19 protein-coding genes are annotated in these 16,570 nt (G+C 65.5%); 18 read left to right on the top strand and 1 reads right to left on the bottom strand.

All coding sequences use genetic code 11. The annotated features are described in order from the left end of the window. The first annotated feature begins 18 nt into the window (after nucleotides 1–18). The 9 genes from ACESNG_RS14715 to rsmA all read left to right on the top strand — a co-directional run bounded on the left by ACESNG_RS14715 (nucleotide 19) and on the right by rsmA (nucleotide 8,069). A complete protein-coding gene (locus ACESNG_RS14715; RefSeq protein ID WP_373058409.1) occupies nucleotides 19–750 on the top strand; it encodes a zinc ribbon domain-containing protein in 732 nt (243 codons plus the stop codon). Between the two features lie 82 nt (nucleotides 751–832). After that, nucleotides 833–2,623 (top strand): single-stranded-DNA-specific exonuclease RecJ, encoded by a 1,791-nt coding sequence (recJ, locus tag ACESNG_RS14710; RefSeq protein WP_373069525.1) that lies wholly within the window; start codon nucleotides 833–835, stop codon nucleotides 2,621–2,623. Nucleotides 2,624–2,626: 3 nt separating this feature from the next. Next, on the top strand, nucleotides 2,627–3,148 hold the full coding sequence (gene rsmD, locus ACESNG_RS14705; RefSeq protein WP_373058413.1) for a 16S rRNA (guanine(966)-N(2))-methyltransferase RsmD: 522 nt from the start codon (nucleotides 2,627–2,629) through the stop codon (nucleotides 3,146–3,148). Further along, the gene (coaD, locus tag ACESNG_RS14700; protein ID WP_373058415.1) at nucleotides 3,145–3,657 is read left to right on the top strand and encodes a pantetheine-phosphate adenylyltransferase; all 513 of its coding nucleotides are present in this window, start codon (nucleotides 3,145–3,147) and stop codon (nucleotides 3,655–3,657) included. The genes rsmD and coaD overlap by 4 nt, the downstream gene beginning before the upstream one ends. After that, nucleotides 3,654–4,691, top strand: a complete 1,038-nt coding sequence (locus ACESNG_RS14695) for a phosphate acyltransferase (protein ID WP_373058417.1) — start codon at nucleotides 3,654–3,656, stop codon at nucleotides 4,689–4,691. The genes coaD and ACESNG_RS14695 overlap by 4 nt, the downstream gene beginning before the upstream one ends. A 7-nt stretch (nucleotides 4,692–4,698) precedes the next feature. Beyond that, a complete protein-coding gene (locus tag ACESNG_RS14690; protein WP_373058419.1) occupies nucleotides 4,699–5,031 on the top strand; it encodes an STAS domain-containing protein in 333 nt (110 codons plus the stop codon). Between the two features lie 52 nt (nucleotides 5,032–5,083). Continuing rightward, a complete protein-coding gene (locus tag ACESNG_RS14685) occupies nucleotides 5,084–5,551 on the top strand; it encodes an ATP-binding protein (protein WP_373058421.1) in 468 nt (155 codons plus the stop codon). Further along, complete coding sequence (locus tag ACESNG_RS14680; RefSeq protein ID WP_373058423.1) at nucleotides 5,548–7,203, top strand: PP2C family protein-serine/threonine phosphatase; 1,656 nt, start codon at nucleotides 5,548–5,550, stop codon at nucleotides 7,201–7,203. Before ACESNG_RS14685 ends, ACESNG_RS14680 begins: the two co-directional genes overlap by 4 nt. Continuing rightward, entirely contained in the window at nucleotides 7,200–8,069 is an 870-nt protein-coding gene (rsmA, locus tag ACESNG_RS14675) for a 16S rRNA (adenine(1518)-N(6)/adenine(1519)-N(6))-dimethyltransferase RsmA (protein WP_373058425.1), read from the top strand. Before ACESNG_RS14680 ends, rsmA begins: the two co-directional genes overlap by 4 nt. Here the strand turns inward: rsmA and ACESNG_RS14670 are convergent. Further along, nucleotides 8,035–8,676: a redox-sensing transcriptional repressor Rex gene (locus tag ACESNG_RS14670; RefSeq protein ID WP_373058427.1), complete on the bottom strand. Its 642-nt coding sequence runs from the start codon at nucleotides 8,674–8,676 to the stop codon at nucleotides 8,035–8,037. The two genes, rsmA and ACESNG_RS14670, sit on opposite strands and share 35 nt — an antisense overlap. A gap of 93 nt (nucleotides 8,677–8,769) precedes the next feature. Between ACESNG_RS14670 and ACESNG_RS14665 the strand changes: the two genes are divergently transcribed. From ACESNG_RS14665 to ACESNG_RS14625, 9 genes are all read left to right on the top strand, one after another. After that, nucleotides 8,770–9,663, top strand: coding sequence for a PolC-type DNA polymerase III (locus ACESNG_RS14665; protein WP_373058429.1), 894 nt, complete (start codon nucleotides 8,770–8,772; stop codon nucleotides 9,661–9,663). Next, the gene (locus ACESNG_RS14660; protein WP_373058431.1) at nucleotides 9,660–10,535 is read left to right on the top strand and encodes an MBL fold metallo-hydrolase; all 876 of its coding nucleotides are present in this window, start codon (nucleotides 9,660–9,662) and stop codon (nucleotides 10,533–10,535) included. The genes ACESNG_RS14665 and ACESNG_RS14660 overlap by 4 nt, the downstream gene beginning before the upstream one ends. Nucleotides 10,536–10,873: 338 nt before the next feature. Continuing rightward, nucleotides 10,874–11,392, top strand: a complete 519-nt coding sequence (gene infC / locus ACESNG_RS14655; RefSeq protein WP_373058441.1) for a translation initiation factor IF-3 — start codon at nucleotides 10,874–10,876, stop codon at nucleotides 11,390–11,392. Between the two features lie 66 nt (nucleotides 11,393–11,458). After that, on the top strand, nucleotides 11,459–11,656 hold the full coding sequence (gene rpmI / locus ACESNG_RS14650) for a 50S ribosomal protein L35 (RefSeq protein WP_373058433.1): 198 nt from the start codon (nucleotides 11,459–11,461) through the stop codon (nucleotides 11,654–11,656). Between the two features lie 9 nt (nucleotides 11,657–11,665). Further along, nucleotides 11,666–12,040 (top strand): 50S ribosomal protein L20, encoded by a 375-nt coding sequence (gene rplT, locus ACESNG_RS14645; RefSeq protein WP_373058435.1) that lies wholly within the window; start codon nucleotides 11,666–11,668, stop codon nucleotides 12,038–12,040. A gap of 144 nt (nucleotides 12,041–12,184) precedes the next feature. After that, nucleotides 12,185–13,195, top strand: coding sequence for a phenylalanine--tRNA ligase subunit alpha (gene pheS, locus ACESNG_RS14640; protein ID WP_373069523.1), 1,011 nt, complete (start codon nucleotides 12,185–12,187; stop codon nucleotides 13,193–13,195). After that, the gene (gene pheT, locus ACESNG_RS14635) at nucleotides 13,192–15,633 is read left to right on the top strand and encodes a phenylalanine--tRNA ligase subunit beta (protein WP_373069521.1); all 2,442 of its coding nucleotides are present in this window, start codon (nucleotides 13,192–13,194) and stop codon (nucleotides 15,631–15,633) included. The genes pheS and pheT overlap by 4 nt, the downstream gene beginning before the upstream one ends. Beyond that, nucleotides 15,623–16,063 carry a hypothetical protein gene (locus ACESNG_RS14630; RefSeq protein WP_373062275.1) on the top strand — a complete coding sequence of 147 codons (441 nt, stop codon included), beginning with the start codon at nucleotides 15,623–15,625 and terminating at the stop codon, nucleotides 16,061–16,063. Before pheT ends, ACESNG_RS14630 begins: the two co-directional genes overlap by 11 nt. Then, complete coding sequence (locus ACESNG_RS14625) at nucleotides 16,060–16,371, top strand: cell division protein ZapA (RefSeq protein WP_373062277.1); 312 nt, start codon at nucleotides 16,060–16,062, stop codon at nucleotides 16,369–16,371. The genes ACESNG_RS14630 and ACESNG_RS14625 overlap by 4 nt, the downstream gene beginning before the upstream one ends. The last annotated feature ends 199 nt before the right edge of the window (nucleotides 16,372–16,570 follow it).

Here is a 16,570-nt window from a genome sequence, read left to right as displayed (position 1 = left end):
CTCCCTCCTGGAGGTGTAGTGAATACCGAGCTGCAAGCATTGTTGATCGTCCAACAGGACGATGAAGTGATACGCGCCATCGAAGCACGGCGCGATGCGCTGGCCCCTCGTCTCGCCACGCTCGACAAGGCGCGCAAGCGCGCGGCCGACGAGGTGAGCCGCAACGAAGGCGCGCTCGAGCGCGACCTCGAGAAGCACCGTTCTCTCGAAGCGCGCATCGCCGAACACAAGATCCGGCACGACAAGAACGTCGACGTGCTGAACTCGGCGCAGAAGCTCAAGGAAGTCACGGCGGCCGCCGCCCAGGTCGAGGCGTCGCGCAAGATACTCGCGGACGAAGAAAGTGAGTCCCTGGCGATCTCGCGGCGCATTGTCGATCTGCGCAACGCGCTCGCCGTGCACCGGGAGGTGCTGGAGCGTACGTCGGCCGATCAGGAAGCCGCCCGCTCTACGCTGGCCGCTGAGGTGGCGGTGATCGACAAGGAACTCGGTGTCGCGCGCGGCAAGCGCAACACGTCGTCGGAAGGCGTCGGCAAGTCGCTGCTCAGCAAGTACGATCGGGTGCAGTCCCGGCGCCGGACGATCGTCGTGTTCCAGCTCCATGACGATTTCTCGTGCGGGAGCTGCGACACGTCCATCCCGTTGCAGCGTCGCCTGCCGATGTCGACCGGCGCGATCATCGAACCCTGCGAAGGGTGCGGCTGCCTGCTGTATTACATACCGGCGCCATCGGCGGCACCACAGAGCTGATTTGACGGAGATCGGCCGCGTCGGGGGTATGGTTGCACCGTTTCGGGTGCATCCCCCGCCGCTCTGCCGGTAGATTGCGGGTGTGACCGCGTCCCCTCGTTCCCAACTCGACCGCCGCCTCGAAGCCGGCTCCGTATCGACCTCCCTCCAGCCGGCACGACTGCGGCCGGATGCACGGTGGATCGCCACCGTCCCCGCCGCTGGCGAAGGGGTGCATGGGCTGATGCGGGCGCTGCTGCTGTCCGAGCCCGTTTGCCGGTTGCTGGTGGCCCGAGGGTACTCCAACGTCGACGCGGCCAAGCGGTTCCTCCGTCCGCGCCTCGAGCATCTGTCGGCCCCCGGCACGCTACATGATCTGCCCAGGGCCGTCGAGCGCATCGCCAATGCCGTGCGGGCTCAGGAAACAATCTTTGTGCACGGCGACTACGACGTTGACGGGATGAGCTCCACCGCCCTGATGGTGCGGGTGCTGCGCGGCCTCGGAGCCGAACACGTCGTGCCCTTCGTTCCGAACCGACTTACCGACGGCTATGATCTTGGGCACGCCGGGGTGGAGGCGGCCCAGCGCGCAGGAGCCACGTTGGTGGTGACGTGCGACTGTGGCACGAGTGCGCGGGAGGCGGTCGCGACGCTCAACGCCTCAGGCATCGACGTGATCATCACCGATCACCACTTGCCCGGGCACGCGTTGCCCGCGTCGTACGCGATCTGCAACCCGCGGCATCCGGAATGCACGTCGGCCGACAAAGATCTGGCGGCCGTCGGCGTGGCGTACAAAATTGCGCTTGCGCTCTGCGAGGCGTTCAACGTGTCGCCCGCTCTCGCGCATCGGCAGCTCGATCTAGTGGCACTCGCCACGATTGCCGATGTCGCACCGCTGCGTGGCGAGAATCGCGTGATGGTGCGGTATGGGCTCAAGCTGCTGGCTGAGACCACGCACCCCGGACTTCGCGCGCTGATCCGCTCGTCGGGACTGGAAGGAAAGCCGCTCACGGCCGGTCGAGTAGGGTTCGTGCTGGCACCTCGCCTCAACGCGGCGGGCCGCGTCGCCGATGCCAAGCTTGGTCTGAAGCTGCTGCTGTGCGAACGGGATGACGAGGCGAACGTGATCGCCCGGGAGCTCGAAGAACTCAATCGCGCGCGCCAGGAGCTCGATCGCGCAGTGCTCGATGACGCCATGCGTCAGGTTGACGCGCCGGGCATGGGCGACCGCTACGGGTACGTGCTGTCGCGCGAAGGCTGGCACGCCGGCGTGATCGGCATCGTGGCATCGCGAATCGTGGAGCAGACGGCGCGCCCGGCGGTCCTCGTGGCGGTGCACGACGGTATCGGGAAGGGGTCGGGAAGGTCGATCAGTGCCTTTGACCTCCACGGGGCGCTGAGCGACTGTGCGATGCATTTCCAGCGCTTCGGCGGGCACCGTGCCGCGGCCGGTCTCACCATGGACGCCGCGCAGCTGCCGGCCTTTGCCGAACGCTTCGACGAGGTCGCGCGGGCGAGACTGACGCCGGAGGATCTGATACCGGAGTTACGCGTGGATCTCGATGTCCCGATCGATGCCGTCGGTGAAGAACTCGAGGCGTTGGTGCGGCACTTCGAGCCCTTCGGCATCGGCAATCCGTCGCCGATGTTTCGGACGACCGGTGTTCGCCTGGCGGCTGCGCCGCGCAAAGTGGGCAGCGATGGGCTCAAGCTGTCCATCGACGCATCGCGGGGCGCGCTCGAAGCGATCGGCTGGGGAATGGCGGCGCTCGCTCCGACCCTCAGCGTCTCGCGACCGGTGGACCTCGCGTATCGGCTCGACCGCGACGAATACCGTGGTGTGTCGCGCCTTCAACTGCGGGTCGCCGGCGTGCGACCCTGTGCGGAGTAGCTCGTGCGGATCATTTCAGGAAAGTGGCGGGGGCGGAGCATCGAGGCGCCGGAAGGTGGTGCGGTGCGCCCCACCGGCGATCGCGTTCGCGAATCGTGGATGAGCATCGTGCATCAGATTCTCCCCGAGGCCCGCGTGCTCGATCTTTGCGCGGGGAGCGGCGCGCTCGGTCTCGAAGCGCTCTCGCGCGGGGCCGCCAGCTGCGACTTCGTCGAACAGTCGGCCAACGTATTGGCCGTCGTCCGGTCCAACCTCGAGAAGCTGGGCGGGCATCCGGAGGCGCATTTGCATCGCGATGAGGCCGTTCGGTTCGTCGAGCGGCTCTCGGCTGGCGCGTACGACGTGGCGTTCGCCGATCCGCCGTATTCCACGGAGACCGTGCAGCAACTGGTCGACTGTTGGATGGCGGTCCCTTTCGCCAACGTGTTCGGCATTGAACATTCGTCCTCGGTGGTTTTACCGGCCATCGGCGAGACCCGCCGATACGGCTCCACCTCTCTGACCTTTTTCCGCGCCCCTTCGTGACGCCGTTCTTAGCCGCAGCCGCCGAGCGTGTCGCCCTGTACGCCGGTTCCTTCGATCCCATCACGCATGGGCACGAGGACCTGATTCGGCGTACGTTGACGTTCTCCGATCGCGTCATCGTGGCCGTCACGAACAACGTGAGCAAGCAGCCGCTCTTCTCGGTGGATGAGCGCGTACGACTGATCACCGAGATCATGGGGCCTGACAGCCGCATCCAAGTTCGTGCATTCAGCGGTCTGTTGGTCGATTTCGCGCGCGAGGTCGGGGCACAGGTGAATGTGCGCGGATTGCGTGCGGTCAGTGACTTCGAATACGAGTTCCAGATGGCACTGATGAATCGTCACCTGCTGCCCGAGATGGAAACGGTGTTCATGACGCCGTCGCTCGATACCACGTACATCAGCTCGAGCATGGTACGCGAAGTTGCTCGCTTCGGTGGTGACGTGAGCGGTCTCGTGCATCCACTGGTCGGCGAGGCGCTCGTGGCGCGATTCGCCGAGTTGCGATGAGTGCCGTGCCGACCTTCGACGATGCCGCCGGCACGTTCCTGCGCTCCGTACATGAACGCGCAGCGGCCGTGCCGCGCACCATTCTCTTCCCGGAAGCCACCGACAGTCGTACCGTCGAAGCGGTGGTCGCGCTTGGGAAGCTCGGCTCGGTCGTGCCGGTGCTGGTGCGACGCAGCGATGCGCCCACAGGCGTCGTGCCGTCGCGCGGCATCGGGATGGTCGATCCGCTCGGCGATGAGCGCACGCCGCGCGTCGTCGAACACCTGCTCGCGCGCCGAGGCGCGAAGGGCCTGAGTCGCGAAGACGCCGAGCGCTTGGCGCGTGACCCGTTGTACTTTGCCGATTCACTGGTGGCGCTCGGCGAAGCCGATGGCTGTGTGGCCGGGGCGGCGCACACCACGGCCGACGTGCTGCGCGCCGCCATCTGGACGATCGGAGCAGCCCCGGGGGTACGCACTGTGTCCTCGTCATTTTACCTGATCGTTCCGCCATTCCGCGGCGGCGAGGCCGAGGTGTTGACGTTTACGGACTGTGCGGTGCTTCCCGATCCCACCGCGCGACAGCTAGCGGATATCGCGATCGCGGCTGCCGCTGACCGTCGCCGGATCGTCGGCGACGAGCCGCGCGTGGCGTTTCTCTCGTACAGCAGCATGGGGAGCGCTGACGGGCCGTCCGTGAGCAAGGTGCGCGAGGCGCTCGCGATCGTACGCGCCGAGGCGCCGGACGTGATCGTATCCGGGGAGCTGCAGGCCGACGCCGCGTTGTTGCCGGAGATCGCTCGCCGCAAAGCCCCCGGTGAACGGGCGGCGGGTACCGCCAACGTGCTGGTCTTTCCGTCGCTCGACGCCGGCAACATCGCATACAAGCTGGTGCAGCGTTTAGCCCATGCCACGGCCATTGGCCCGATCCTGCAGGGGCTGGCGCGTCCGTGCAGTGACTTGTCGCGGGGGGCCACGTCGCACGACATTGTGCACGTCGCCGCCATCACTGCCCTGCAGGCCGGCAACCACGAACGTTCCTCCACCGCTTCCTGAGCGCCTCATGAGCTTCATTCTGGATCGCAACGACGATGTGCTGCTGGTCGATGTGGAAGGGCAGCTGGTGGTGACCAATCGTCAGGAGTTCAAGCAGGCCGTCCTCGATGCGGTCGAGCAGGGCGCCCGCACGGTCGTCGTCGATTTCACGCGTTCCGGTTACATCGACAGTTCCGGGTTGGGTGCGCTGGTTTCGCTGAGCAAGCGGGTGCGAGACGCCGGTGGCGACTTGCGGCTGGCGGGGCTCAACGATGATCTGCGCACGCTCTTCGAACTGACGCGACTCGACCAGCTTTTCCCGCTCTACGCGACTCGGGCCGACGCGCTCGCGGCGCGCTGACCGCGTGGCGACACGCCTCGGGTCGCGCCTCGAGCCGGAGGCGTCGGACCCCATGAGCGGCTCCGCTGCACAGCGTCCCGCGACGGACGCACCGACGCCGATCACGCGTCGGTGGGCGCTGGCGTCGGATGTGACACTGATCGAGCCCGTGGTCGAGACGATCGTCGCCCTGTGCGCGAGCGCCGGTTTCTCGGCGCGCCAATGCCACCTCAACGTGCCCGTCGCGATCACCGAGGCCCTGGCCAATGCCATGCTGCGCGGCAATTGCGGAGATCGGTCGCGCTCGGTGCAAGTGCGCGTCGAACTCGATACGCAGTCACTGCGTGTTGACGTCACCGATGAAGGCGGCGGATTCGATCTCTCAGGACTGCAACAGAGTCCCGATGAGGCCGACTGGTTCGAACGCGAGGATGGCCGCGGTGTCTTCCTGATGCGAACGCTGATGGACCGCGTGGAAAGCGCGGGGCCCGACGCCGAGTCCGGACACTGCATCCGCCTGATTCTCCACCGCACGTCATGATCGAGGTCGCTGCGCTGCTGGCCGCGTTTCTCGAGGCCACTGGACGCCAGGCGGCCATCTGGGAACGACGCGAGGGTGGATCACCGACGCTCCTCAGCACGTCGTCCGGGTCATTCGCGGCTCGCACCGAGGCCGGTGTCGGGGCGTGGGACGTGATTGCCTGGGCGCGGTCGCAGGCTCTGCACGCGCAAGTGGTCACCAGCGGTGAAACTGTCGGCTGGCTCTTTGTGGAGGCGGGCGCATCGTCCGATGCGGATCAACTGTTGGCGCGCCTCGTACCTCAGATACGCCGACTCACGCGCGAGCGCGACGGTGCCACCGTCGAGCTCGTGGAGCGCTATGAAGAGATCAGTTTGTTGTACGCCATCGGCGAACTTCTTGGCGGCACGACGTCAGTGGAGGATGTCGCCGACACGTTGCTACGTGAATTGAGCGTAACCGTGGGAGCCACGCGCGCGGTGTTCCTGCAGAACAATCGCACCGCGGGGACACTCGCGCCGATCGCTACCCTTGGCCTCGACGACGTAGAGTATCCGACGATCTCGTTCGAGCAAGTCGGCCATATCGCGGTGGCGGCCTATCGCACTGCCGGCGCGATCACTGAGGAGGGGGCGGCCGCACGCGCGTCCGATCCCGTATTGGCGGCACGCGGCGGCGCGTTGATGGCCGTGGCGATCACTCGCCCGAGCACTGGCGTCGGCATCACCGGCACGCATCCGATTCCGATTCGTCGGGGCAATGCGGTGGAGCCACGCACGCCGGTCCCCCTCGGGGTCCTTGTGTTGGGCGGGCGCGCCAACGGACAGCCGTTCAGTGCCGGGGATCGTAAGCTGGCCGTGGCCGTGGGTACCCAGATCGGGACGGCGATGCACAACGCGTCGCTCGTGCGCGTGGCCGTCGAACGAGAGCAGCTGGTTCGGGAGATGCGGTTGGCGCACGATCTGCAGCTCAAGCTGCTTCCCAAGCCGGCGGTCGTCGGACCCGAGGCGCGGGCCGCCGCTCGACTGGTACCCGCCGACAGCGTGGGTGGCGATTTCTTCCTGCTGGCCCGCCTCGACCGCGATCGCACTGGTGTCCTTATCGGCGACGTCTCGGGCCACGGGTATCAGTCGGCACTGGTGATGGCCCTGGCGCTCAGCGCCGCCGCGATTCACGTGCAGGCCGCCTTCGATCCGTCGATCGCACTCGACGCCGTACGGCGGTCGCTCGCCGACGAGCTTTCCTCCACTGAGATGTCGATCACCATGTGCTACGCGGTGATCGATACGCGGGCTGGCGAAGTGCGTTTCGCGAACGCCGGTCATCCGCACGCGTTTCGTGTGGGCGCCGATGGCCGGTGCGTGCGACTCGCCGCCGTCGTGCCGCCCATCGGGTTCAGCGATGCGCCGATCGAGGAGTGCGTCATGTCCTGGCGCCGCGGTGACCGGCTGGTGCTGTTCACGGACGGCATCACCGATGCGCGTGATGCGCTCGATCAGCGTCTCGGCGAGGGCGCGGTCCTCGAGATGCTCGCCACGATGACGCACGGCGAATCGCCGGACGCCATGCTCGATGCGTTGTTCGCGCAGGTAGAATCACACACTCGCCGTACTGCGTTGCGCGACGATCTCGCCGCCGTCATCGTGGATCGTCCATTCGAGGAACGCTCGTGAGTCAGAAACACGGATTTGGCACGCGAGGCGCACGGCCGCCGCGGCCCGAAGGGTCACTGCCGGCCGCGCGGAAGCGATTCGGTCAGCACTTTCTCAAAGACGCTCGCGTCCTCGAGAGCATCGTGGAGGCACTCGGGCCCCTCGAGGGGCGTACGGTCGTGGAGATCGGACCGGGACGCGGCGCGCTCACAGATCAACTCGTGGAGCGGGCGGGACGGGTGATCGCCATCGAACTTGATCGGGACCTGGTGCAGCACCTGCGCGCCCGATATGCCGACATGCCGCATGTGGAGATCGTCGAGGCCGATGTGTTGACCGTGTCGTTGCCCACGCTCGCGGGCGGTCCGTATGTGCTGGTCGGCAACGTGCCGTATTACATCACGACGCCAATCATCTTTCACGCGCTCGAACTGCCACGTCCCGATGTGGCCGTGTATCTGGTGCAGAAGGAAGTCGCCGAGCGCATGGCGGCACCGCCGGGTGACAAGACGTACGGCGCGCTGAGCGTGAATCTGCAGTCGGTCGTCGACGTCACGATGGTGCGACGCGTTCCGCCATCGGCCTTCAATCCGCCGCCGACGGTCGATTCCGCCGTGGTGCGCGTGACGCCCCGCGCGGTTCCGTCGGTCGAGCCGGAGATCGAAGAGAAGTTTCGCAGCTTCGTGCTGGCGGCGTTCGGTTTGCGCCGCAAGCAACTCATTCGCGTGGTGCGCACTGTCGCGTCCCTCGATGCGGAACGAGCGGCGGCCGTGCTGCAGGAAGCGGGACTGCCCAATGACGTGCGGCCGGAAACGCTCACACCCGCGGATTTCGCACGTCTCGTGCGTGTGCTTACGCCACGCCCCGACTTGGCAGCGAGTTCGTGAGGGCGAAGGACAGTCCTTCGAGTTCCATCGCCATGTTCACCGATTTGAGTGACACGTGCGGCGGCACCGTGATTTGGGCCGGCGCAAAATTCAGAATCGCCCGAATGCCGGCGCCCACGAGACGGTCCACGACATCCTGCGCATCATCGGATGGGATGGCGAGCACGGCGATCGGGGCTTCCTCGCGCTGGATGTCCCTCGCGAGATCGGCCATGTCATGCACGATGGCCTCGCCCCACGGCTTGCCGATCTTGGTCGGATCGTTGTCGTAGACGCCGACAATCTTGAAACCGCGCTGCCGAAAGCCACGGTAGTTCGCCAGCGCTGCGCCGATCTTGCCGGCGCCGACGATCACGACCTTCCACTCGCGCTCGAGCCCAAGAATTTGCCGAAGGTGCGCGGTCAGCTCATGCACGGGGTATCCCAGTCCACGTTTGCCGAAGGACCCGAAGAACGATAGGTCTTTTCGTACCTGCGCCGGGGTCGTCCCACACAGATGCGCGAGCTCGTCACTGGAGGCCGTTTTCTGGCCTTGAGTGTCAAGCTCTTCGAGGTACCGCACGTACATCGAAAGGCGTCGGACGGTCGAATCAGCGATGCGTTTCACGGCAGAGTCGGTGGCTTGTGAAATACTTCACAAAGTTAGACCGCTAGCGCACAATTTACCAGCGGGGCGGTAACCGCTCGCTATCTTCCCCCCATGTCTCGCCCCACGACGCTCTCGGCCCGCGCCGCCCAGCGACTGGCGTCCGGTCCGCTCGACCCCGTTACGCTCATGTGCGACGTCTGCAACGTCGACCGCCTGCAGGCTGACGCCGCCGAGCGCATGGCGGTCGCCCTCCTCTCGAGTCACCCCGAATTCGTCCGCTTGCCCAGCGGGCATTGGGCACTGGCGGCGACCACTGCCACGCGGTCCGAAGCCCCGGCACACGCCGAGACGGCCGGCTCGCTGCTTGATGTGAGCTTTGCTGTGGTCGATGTGGAAACCACCGGTACAAGTCCCGTGGCCGGAGATCGCATCACCGAGATCGCCATCGCGCAGGTGTCTGGCGGCGAAGTGGTCGACGTGTACGCGCAGCTGGTGAATCCGCAGCGTCCGATCCCGCCCTACATCACGCAGCTCACGCGGATTTCGTGGGAGATGGTCCGGGATCAGCCGACGTTCCGCGAGATCGCACCGACCGTGGTCGATCGCCTCGCGGGTCATGTGTTCACCGCGCACAATGCGTCCTTCGACTGGCGTTTCGTAAGCGAAGAACTCGATCGCGGCGTTGGCCATCTCCTTGCGGGGCCGAAGCTGTGCACCGTTCGGCTCGCGCGTGTGCTGCTGCCCGATTTGCCGCGTAAATCACTGGACCACGTGACACGGTACTTCGGTATCGAGATCGAAGCGCGTCACCGTGCGGAGGGCGACGCGGTCGCCACTGCGCAGGCGCTCGTCCGCATGCTGCGTATTGCCGAGAACGAGGGCGTGCGTTCGTGGCCCGCGCTCGAGAAGTTGCTCTCGACGCCGTCTGCCAAGCGTCGTCTCACGGCACGCGATCGCCGCCGCCGTGCGTTCCCGCTTCCTGCTTCCGAGGACTACATCGCGTGAGTGCACCGCATCCATTGCTCGATACCCGGACCCTGGGCCGCTGGCGCATCCACGCCATTCAAGCCGGCGGCCAGCAACTCGACGGGGGCGCCATGTTCGGCGTCGTGCCCAAGACCCTCTGGGAACGTCGCGTGGCTGCCGACGGCAAGAACCGTATTCCGTTGGGCATGCGCTGTTTGCTGGTGGAGCATGATGACGGCCTGGTGCTGATCGACACAGGACTCGGGAACAAGGAGAATCCGAAGTTTCACGAGATCTACGGGGTGGAGAACGACGGGACCAACGGACGTACGGCGCTCGAGGACGGCATTCGCGAGGCCGGGTTCACGCCGAACGACGTGCGGCTCGTGATCAATACGCATCTCCACTTCGACCATGCAGGTGGGAATACCTGGCGCAATCCGGCGGGTGAAGTGCAATCGGCGTTTCCGAATGCGCGCTTCGTTGTGCAGGCCGGCGAGCGTGCCTACGCCGAGCACCCGAATGAGCGGACGTCCGCGAGCTACTTCCTGCCCAACTGGGCGCCGATCGTGGCGGCCGACCGGTTCGAGTTCATCATGGGCAACAGGGAGATCGTTCCGGGGATCTCGGTGCGTCTGACGCCGGGACACACGCCTCACCATCAGAGTGTCATCCTGCAGTCCGGCGGCGAGACGGCGTGCTTTCTCGGCGATGTCGTCCCCACCTCGCATCACCTGCCGCTGCCCTGGATCATGGGGTACGACGTGGAGCCGCTGGTGACGCTCGAATCGAAACGGGCGTTGCTGGCTGATGCCCTGCGGGACGACTGGCTTCTGATCTTCGAGCACGACCCCACGGTGGGATTCGGTCGGGTGATGCACGACGGCAAGAGCTACCGACTGGCAGACTAGATCCTTGGCGGGAAATCAGGGGGAACTGGTGATGCCCCTTGACGTTGCGCGCCAATCGTCTAGGTTTCCGAGGTTATCTCTGCCGTAGCAGGTTTTCGGCAGGGTCGAGGGCGGAAGCGATTCCGCCGTCACAATTGAGAAGTGGACCGGCAGCGACGCCAGTCCCACCCTTCGGCCCTCGCGTCAGGCTCAGTCCTGCGGAGGTGTGCTGTTGGAGTCGATCGAAACCGTGTTTCTCGTTCGCGCCCGAAGTGGGTGTCGGGCTGGGAGCCGCACGGTACGCGACGCGGACTCCTCAGGGGTTCGCGTTTTCTGTTTCTTCTACGGGAGCACGACCTATTCAGGATTCGACGAAGCGTCCGCCACGGGTGAACCGGCAGATCCGGATCAGCCCCGTTCGCGTGATCGGCGCCGACGGAAGTCAGCTCGGTATCATGGAAGTCGACGTGGCGCTCGCCCAGGCAGTTGAGCAGGGGCTGGATCTCGTCGAAGTGGCGGCTGCCGCGCGGCCGCCCGTCGTCCGTATCATGGACTTCGGGAAGTTCAAGTTTGAACAGGCCAAGCAGGCACGAATCGCGAAGAAGAAGCAGCATGTGATTCATCTGAAAGAGGTCAAGTACCGACCAGGCATTGATGATCACGACTTCGAGACGAAGACCCGCCATGCGCGGCGATTCCTCGAGGAAGGCAACAAGGTGAAGGTGACGCTGATGTTCCGCGGTCGACAGATCGCCCATCCTGAGCTTGGCCGACAGGTGGTCGATCGGGTGTCTCAGGAACTCACCGATCTCGCAAAGATCGAGAGCGCGCCGTCCATGGAAGGAAAATCGATGACGATGATTCTCGCGCCGAAGTAAGCAGCGCGTGATCGCCTGTAGAGCCGCTTCCGCATCGGAGCGGTTGACCGTAGCCGTGAGCAGAATATGCCGAAGATGAAGACCCACAGCGGCGCCAAGAAGCGCTTCACCGTGACAGGATCGGGGAAGGTGCGGCGTCTGAAGGCCTACAAGAGCCACATCCTGACGAAGAAGACGTCGAAGCGTAAGCGCAACCTCCGTCGTCCGACCCTCGTCGCGACCAACGGCGAAGTGAAGCGTATCAAGCGTCTTATCCAGGCCTGAGGACCTACTATGCCCCGCGTAAAATCCAACGTCGTCCGCCTTAAGCGGAAGAAACAGATTCTCAAGCATGCCAAGGGTGCCTTTGGTGGCCGGTCCAAGCTCTGGAAGGCCGCCAAGGAAACCGTTGAGCGTGGCTGGCGCTATGCGTACCGCGATCGCAAGAACAAGAAGCGTGACTTTCGTCGCCTCTGGATCGTGCGTATCAACGCCGCCGCCCGCATACACGACATGTCGTACAGCGTGTTCATCAACGGCCTCCATGCCGCTGGGATCGAGATCGACCGTAAGGTCCTCGCCGACCTCGCCGTGCGCGAGCCGGAAGCCTTCACTCTCATCGCCGAGCAGGTTCGTAAGGCGATCGAAGCCAAGACGGTCGCCGCGTAACCAACACGTGCAACAACGTGTGAACGGCGATGCTGTTCATGGTTAAGTTGTAGGGCCGGCATCGACGCGATGTCGGCCCTTCGTGCTTCCGCGGCGGACCCGCTCCGCCATCCGTCGCGATCCCTCGATTTCCGATTTCGTCCCTTGCAACTTTCCGAGTATCTCGCTCAGGCGAATGCCCTCGCGCAGGACGCGCGCGCACTACTTGACGGGCTCGAACCCGACACGCGCCTCGATGTCGCCAAGGGGCAGCTGAATGCCCTCAAGGACGACCGGCTCGCGGCCCTGCAAGGCGCACTGCGCGCGCTGCCGGCCATCGATCGCCGCGCCGCCGGCACGGCCTTCAACACGCTCAAGCAGGGCATCCAGGAGGCTCTCGACCTCTTTGCGGCGCGACAGGCCTCGGGCGCCGGTGCAGCATTGTTCGATGCGACGATGCCGGCGCGTGGCGTGTGGCGTGGCTCGTTGCATCCGGTCACGCTCGTGATCGACGAAATCTGCGAGATCTTCCGCGAACTTGGATTCACGATCGCACTCGGTCCCGAAGCCGAGACGGAATGGTACAACTTCGGTGCGCTCAACTTCCCGCCCGATCATCCGGCGATGGAGTTGCACGACACGCTCTATCTCGGACGGGACACAGTGTTGCGCACGCACACGTCGCCGGTCCAGGTGCGTACGCTGCAACAGTACAAGCCACCCGTCCGTGTGCTCGCGCCCGGTCAGGTGTATCGCCGCGACTTTTTCGACGCCACGCACGCGCCGGCCTTCATGCAGCTCGAGGGTCTCGCGGTGGATGAGGGCATTTCCTTCGTGGACCTCAAGGCGACGCTCGCTGAATTCGCGCGCCGCTTCTACGGCGCGTCGCGTCGCGTGCGCTTCGGTCCGTCCTATTTCCCGTTCGTCGAGCCCGGCGCGCAGATGGATGTCGAAGTCGATCTGAACGACGGCAAGGGACTACGCTGGGTCGAGATTCTGGGCTGTGGCATGGTACATCCGCATGTGCTCGAGGACGCCGGCCTCGATAGCGAGAAGTTCACGGGATGGGCGTTCGGCATGGGGCCGGCGCGCATCGCGATGTCGCGATACGACATCAGCGACATCCGCGTACTGTACGATTCCGACGTCCGTTTCCTGGAGCAGTTCGCGCGATGATTGTTTCTCATGAATGGCTCAAGCAGTTCGTCCCTCACGCACGCTCTGCTCAGGACATCGGCGATGCGCTGAGTCGCCACTGCGTCACGCTCGACAACATCGAGCGGCTCGGCGCCGAGCTGGCGGCGTTCGTCGTCGCGCAGGTGGTCGAAGCGGGACGGCATCCCAACTCCGACCATTTGTGGGTCACCAAGGTCGATGACGGCAGCGGCACGCTGCTCGACGTCGTCTGTGGTGCGCCGAATGTCGTGGTGGGCACCAAGTACCCCTTCGCGCGTACCGGCACGATCATGCCCGGTGGGCTGAAAATCGAAAAGCGCAAGATCCGCGGTGAGACGAGCAATGGCATGCTCTGCTCGTCACGTGAGCTTGGCCTCGGCCAGGAACACGATGGTATTCTCGCGCTCGAGACCGACGCCGCGCCGGGTACGCCGTTGCTCGACGTGCTCCCGCTCGCCGATGCGCGTCTTGATCTCGATGTGTTGCCGAACCGTCCCGATCTCCTGTCGCACGTTGGTGTGGCGCGCGAGATCGCGGCCGTGCTCGGCGTGCCGATGACGGCGCGTCCTGCCGACATCGCGCCGCCGGCCCCGAACGTGCCGGTACACAGTGCCCCAGTTGGTGCCGCTGGCGCGTACGCCACCGTGCGCATCGACGATGCGGTCAGTTGCCCGCACTACATCGCCGCCGTCATTGCGGGCGTGCAGGTCGGCCCCAGCCCCGAGTGGCTGCGGCAGCGTCTCGAGAGCATCGGGCAACGCAGCATCAGCAACGTGGTCGATGCCACCAACTACGTGCTGCATGGACTCGGACAGCCCGTCCACGCGTTCGACCTCGCCAAGCTCACCGACAAGGGCATCGTGGTGCGGCCCAGCGTCGAGGGTGAATCGCTCGTGACGCTCGACGGCGCAACGCGCACGTTGGCGGCCGGCACGACGGTGATCTGCGACGGGGAGCGTCCGGTTGCCCTGGCCGGCGTGATGGGTGGACTGGACAGCGAAGTCACCGCGTCGACCACCGACGTGCTGCTGGAAGTCGCCGTGTTCGAACCGCGCTTCGTGCGTCGTGTACGCCGGGCGGTCAATCTTTCCACCGACGCCTCGTATCGCTTCGAGCGTGGCGTGGACGACGGCAACACGCTCGAGGTGGCGCGTGCGGCGGCGACCTTGATCACGCAAGTGGCTGGTGGTCAGGTCGTCGAGTTCATCGACGTCGGCGAGCCAGTGGTGTCGCGGAGCGCGGTGACCGTGCGTCCGTCGCGCGTCGCGCGCGTGCTCGGCGTGGTCGTTGCGCCATCGGAGATTCGTCATCGTCTCGAGTCACTGGGCTGTACTGTGGTCGAGGATGCGCACGGATTGGTGGTCACCCCCCCCACGTGGCGACACGATCTACTCATCGAAGTCGATCTGATCGAGGAGGTCGCGCGGCTGGTCGGCTTCGACAGCCTCCCCGATGAGCTGCGTCCATTCCGACCAGGCAATGCGCCGGATCACCCGTTGCATCTCGCCGGTCGTCGGGTACGCGATCTGTTGGTAGGTATGGGACTCGCCGAAACGAGACCGATGCCGTTCACGAGCACGGGCGACGAGCACACGCCTCGCGTGCGAAATCCGCTGGCCGACGACGAGCCGTTCCTGCGCGCCTCGATCCTCGATACGCTCGCCCGTCGCGCCGAATACAATCTCACGCGCATGCAGGGCAACCTGCGGCTGTTCGAAGTCGGCAACGTCTTTCTCGGAACGTCGGATCGATTACCGCGGGAGGAGGTGCGCGTCGGGGCACTGATTATGGGCAGCCGTCGTCCGGTGCATTTCACAGAGACGCAGCCGCCCGCGTTCGACCGGTGGGATGCCAAGGAAATCGCCGAACGCCTGCTCGCGGCGGCATTCCCGGGCAAGGGCGCCACGTTGGTGGTTGGCGCCACGCCCGACATCTGGACGCTCGCCGTTGACGGCGTCGGAGAAGTCGGACGCGTGGAGACGGTCGCGCTCGATGGCCCGGTGTGGGCCAGTGAAGCGTTCGGCATCGAAGTCACGCTCGGTGTCATGCCGTCGGCCGATGTCGCGGCGCCTCGCACGAACGGGCACGATAACGCCCCGATCGAGCGCGAATCTCCCGCTTCGGCCGGCATTCGCTTCAAGGCGCTGCCGACCACGCCGGCCGCTGAAATTGATCTCGCCTTGCTGGTTCCTGACGGCGTCGACGCCGCCACGGTCGAGCAGGTCCTCCGGAGTGCCGGTGGCGAACTGCTGGAACAGGTGAGTCTGTTCGACGAGTTCCGCGGCGCCGGTGTGCCTGACGCACATCGGAGTCTTGGCTGGCGGTTGACGTTCCGGCATCCGGAGCGCACCCTGCGGGACAAGGAAATTGAAGGTCGGCGCGCCCGCCTGCTGGATCTCCTCGACAAGGAACTCGGTATCCGTCCACGTGCGTCCTGACACTGCCGCGTTTCGCGAACTCGATACGCTGGTCCGTAACCTCAGCGACCAACTGGCGGGGTACCGCCGGCGGGCGCTGGCGGCCGAGTTGCGCTCCCGCGAGCTTGAACAGCTGGTGGCTGAGCGTGACGGCACGCTGATTGAAGTGCGGGCTGACGGGCAGCGATCGAACCAGGCGCGGGCACTGCTTGAAGCCAAGGTTCGGGAGCTGGACGCCAAGGCCGAGCTGGCCAGAGCCGAGGTTACACGTGTTCAAGCCGCGTTTTCGGCAGCCGCTGAGGCTGCTACGCCGCAGGCCGTCGACCGCGAGCTGGCGCGCGAGAATGAGCGGCTGCGCGCCCGGCTGTCCGAGGCGGGGGAAAAAACGGCGCAACTCGGCGAGCGTGTGCGTTTTCTTCGCCAGCAGATGGGGCAGGGGGCGGAACGATGATCGACAACAAGTTGGTGGTGAAGGTCCGTATTGTCGGTGAGGAGTACACGCTTCGCACGGAGGCATCGCCCGAGCATACCAAGTCGGTGGCGGAACATGTGGACCGGACGATCCGGGCCATTATGGGCGGCGGATCCACCGTGGAAACGCAGAAGGCCGCGATCCTGGCTGCCCTCCAGATCACTGACGAGCTCTTTCGCGAGCGCGCCGCCGTGGAAATGATGACGGCGGACATCCGCCAGCTTGCCTCCGACATTCGCCCGCTTCTTCCGCCCGCAAAACGGGGCGAGGACGGCAATCTGGTCTGAATGACGTCTCGTCCGCCGAAACCAGCGGACGGGACCGCGGCGGCGTGATGCTCCCCGTTGCGGGCCTCTCGACGCGTCCGTACGTTCTGGAAGTCAACGGCATGCGCGCACCCCTGTGCCGCGGCAACGGAGGTCGCTCCCTCTCCGCCAGCCGCGGCGCATCGTGACAGTCGCCCGTGCCGTGCGCACGATAGATCTG

The organism is Gemmatimonas sp. (genome assembly GCF_041689975.1).
Taxonomy (GTDB): domain Bacteria; phylum Gemmatimonadota; class Gemmatimonadetes; order Gemmatimonadales; family Gemmatimonadaceae; genus Gemmatimonas.
Note: the sequence above shows the minus strand (reverse complement) of the source record. Positions and strands in the feature narration are given on the sequence as shown.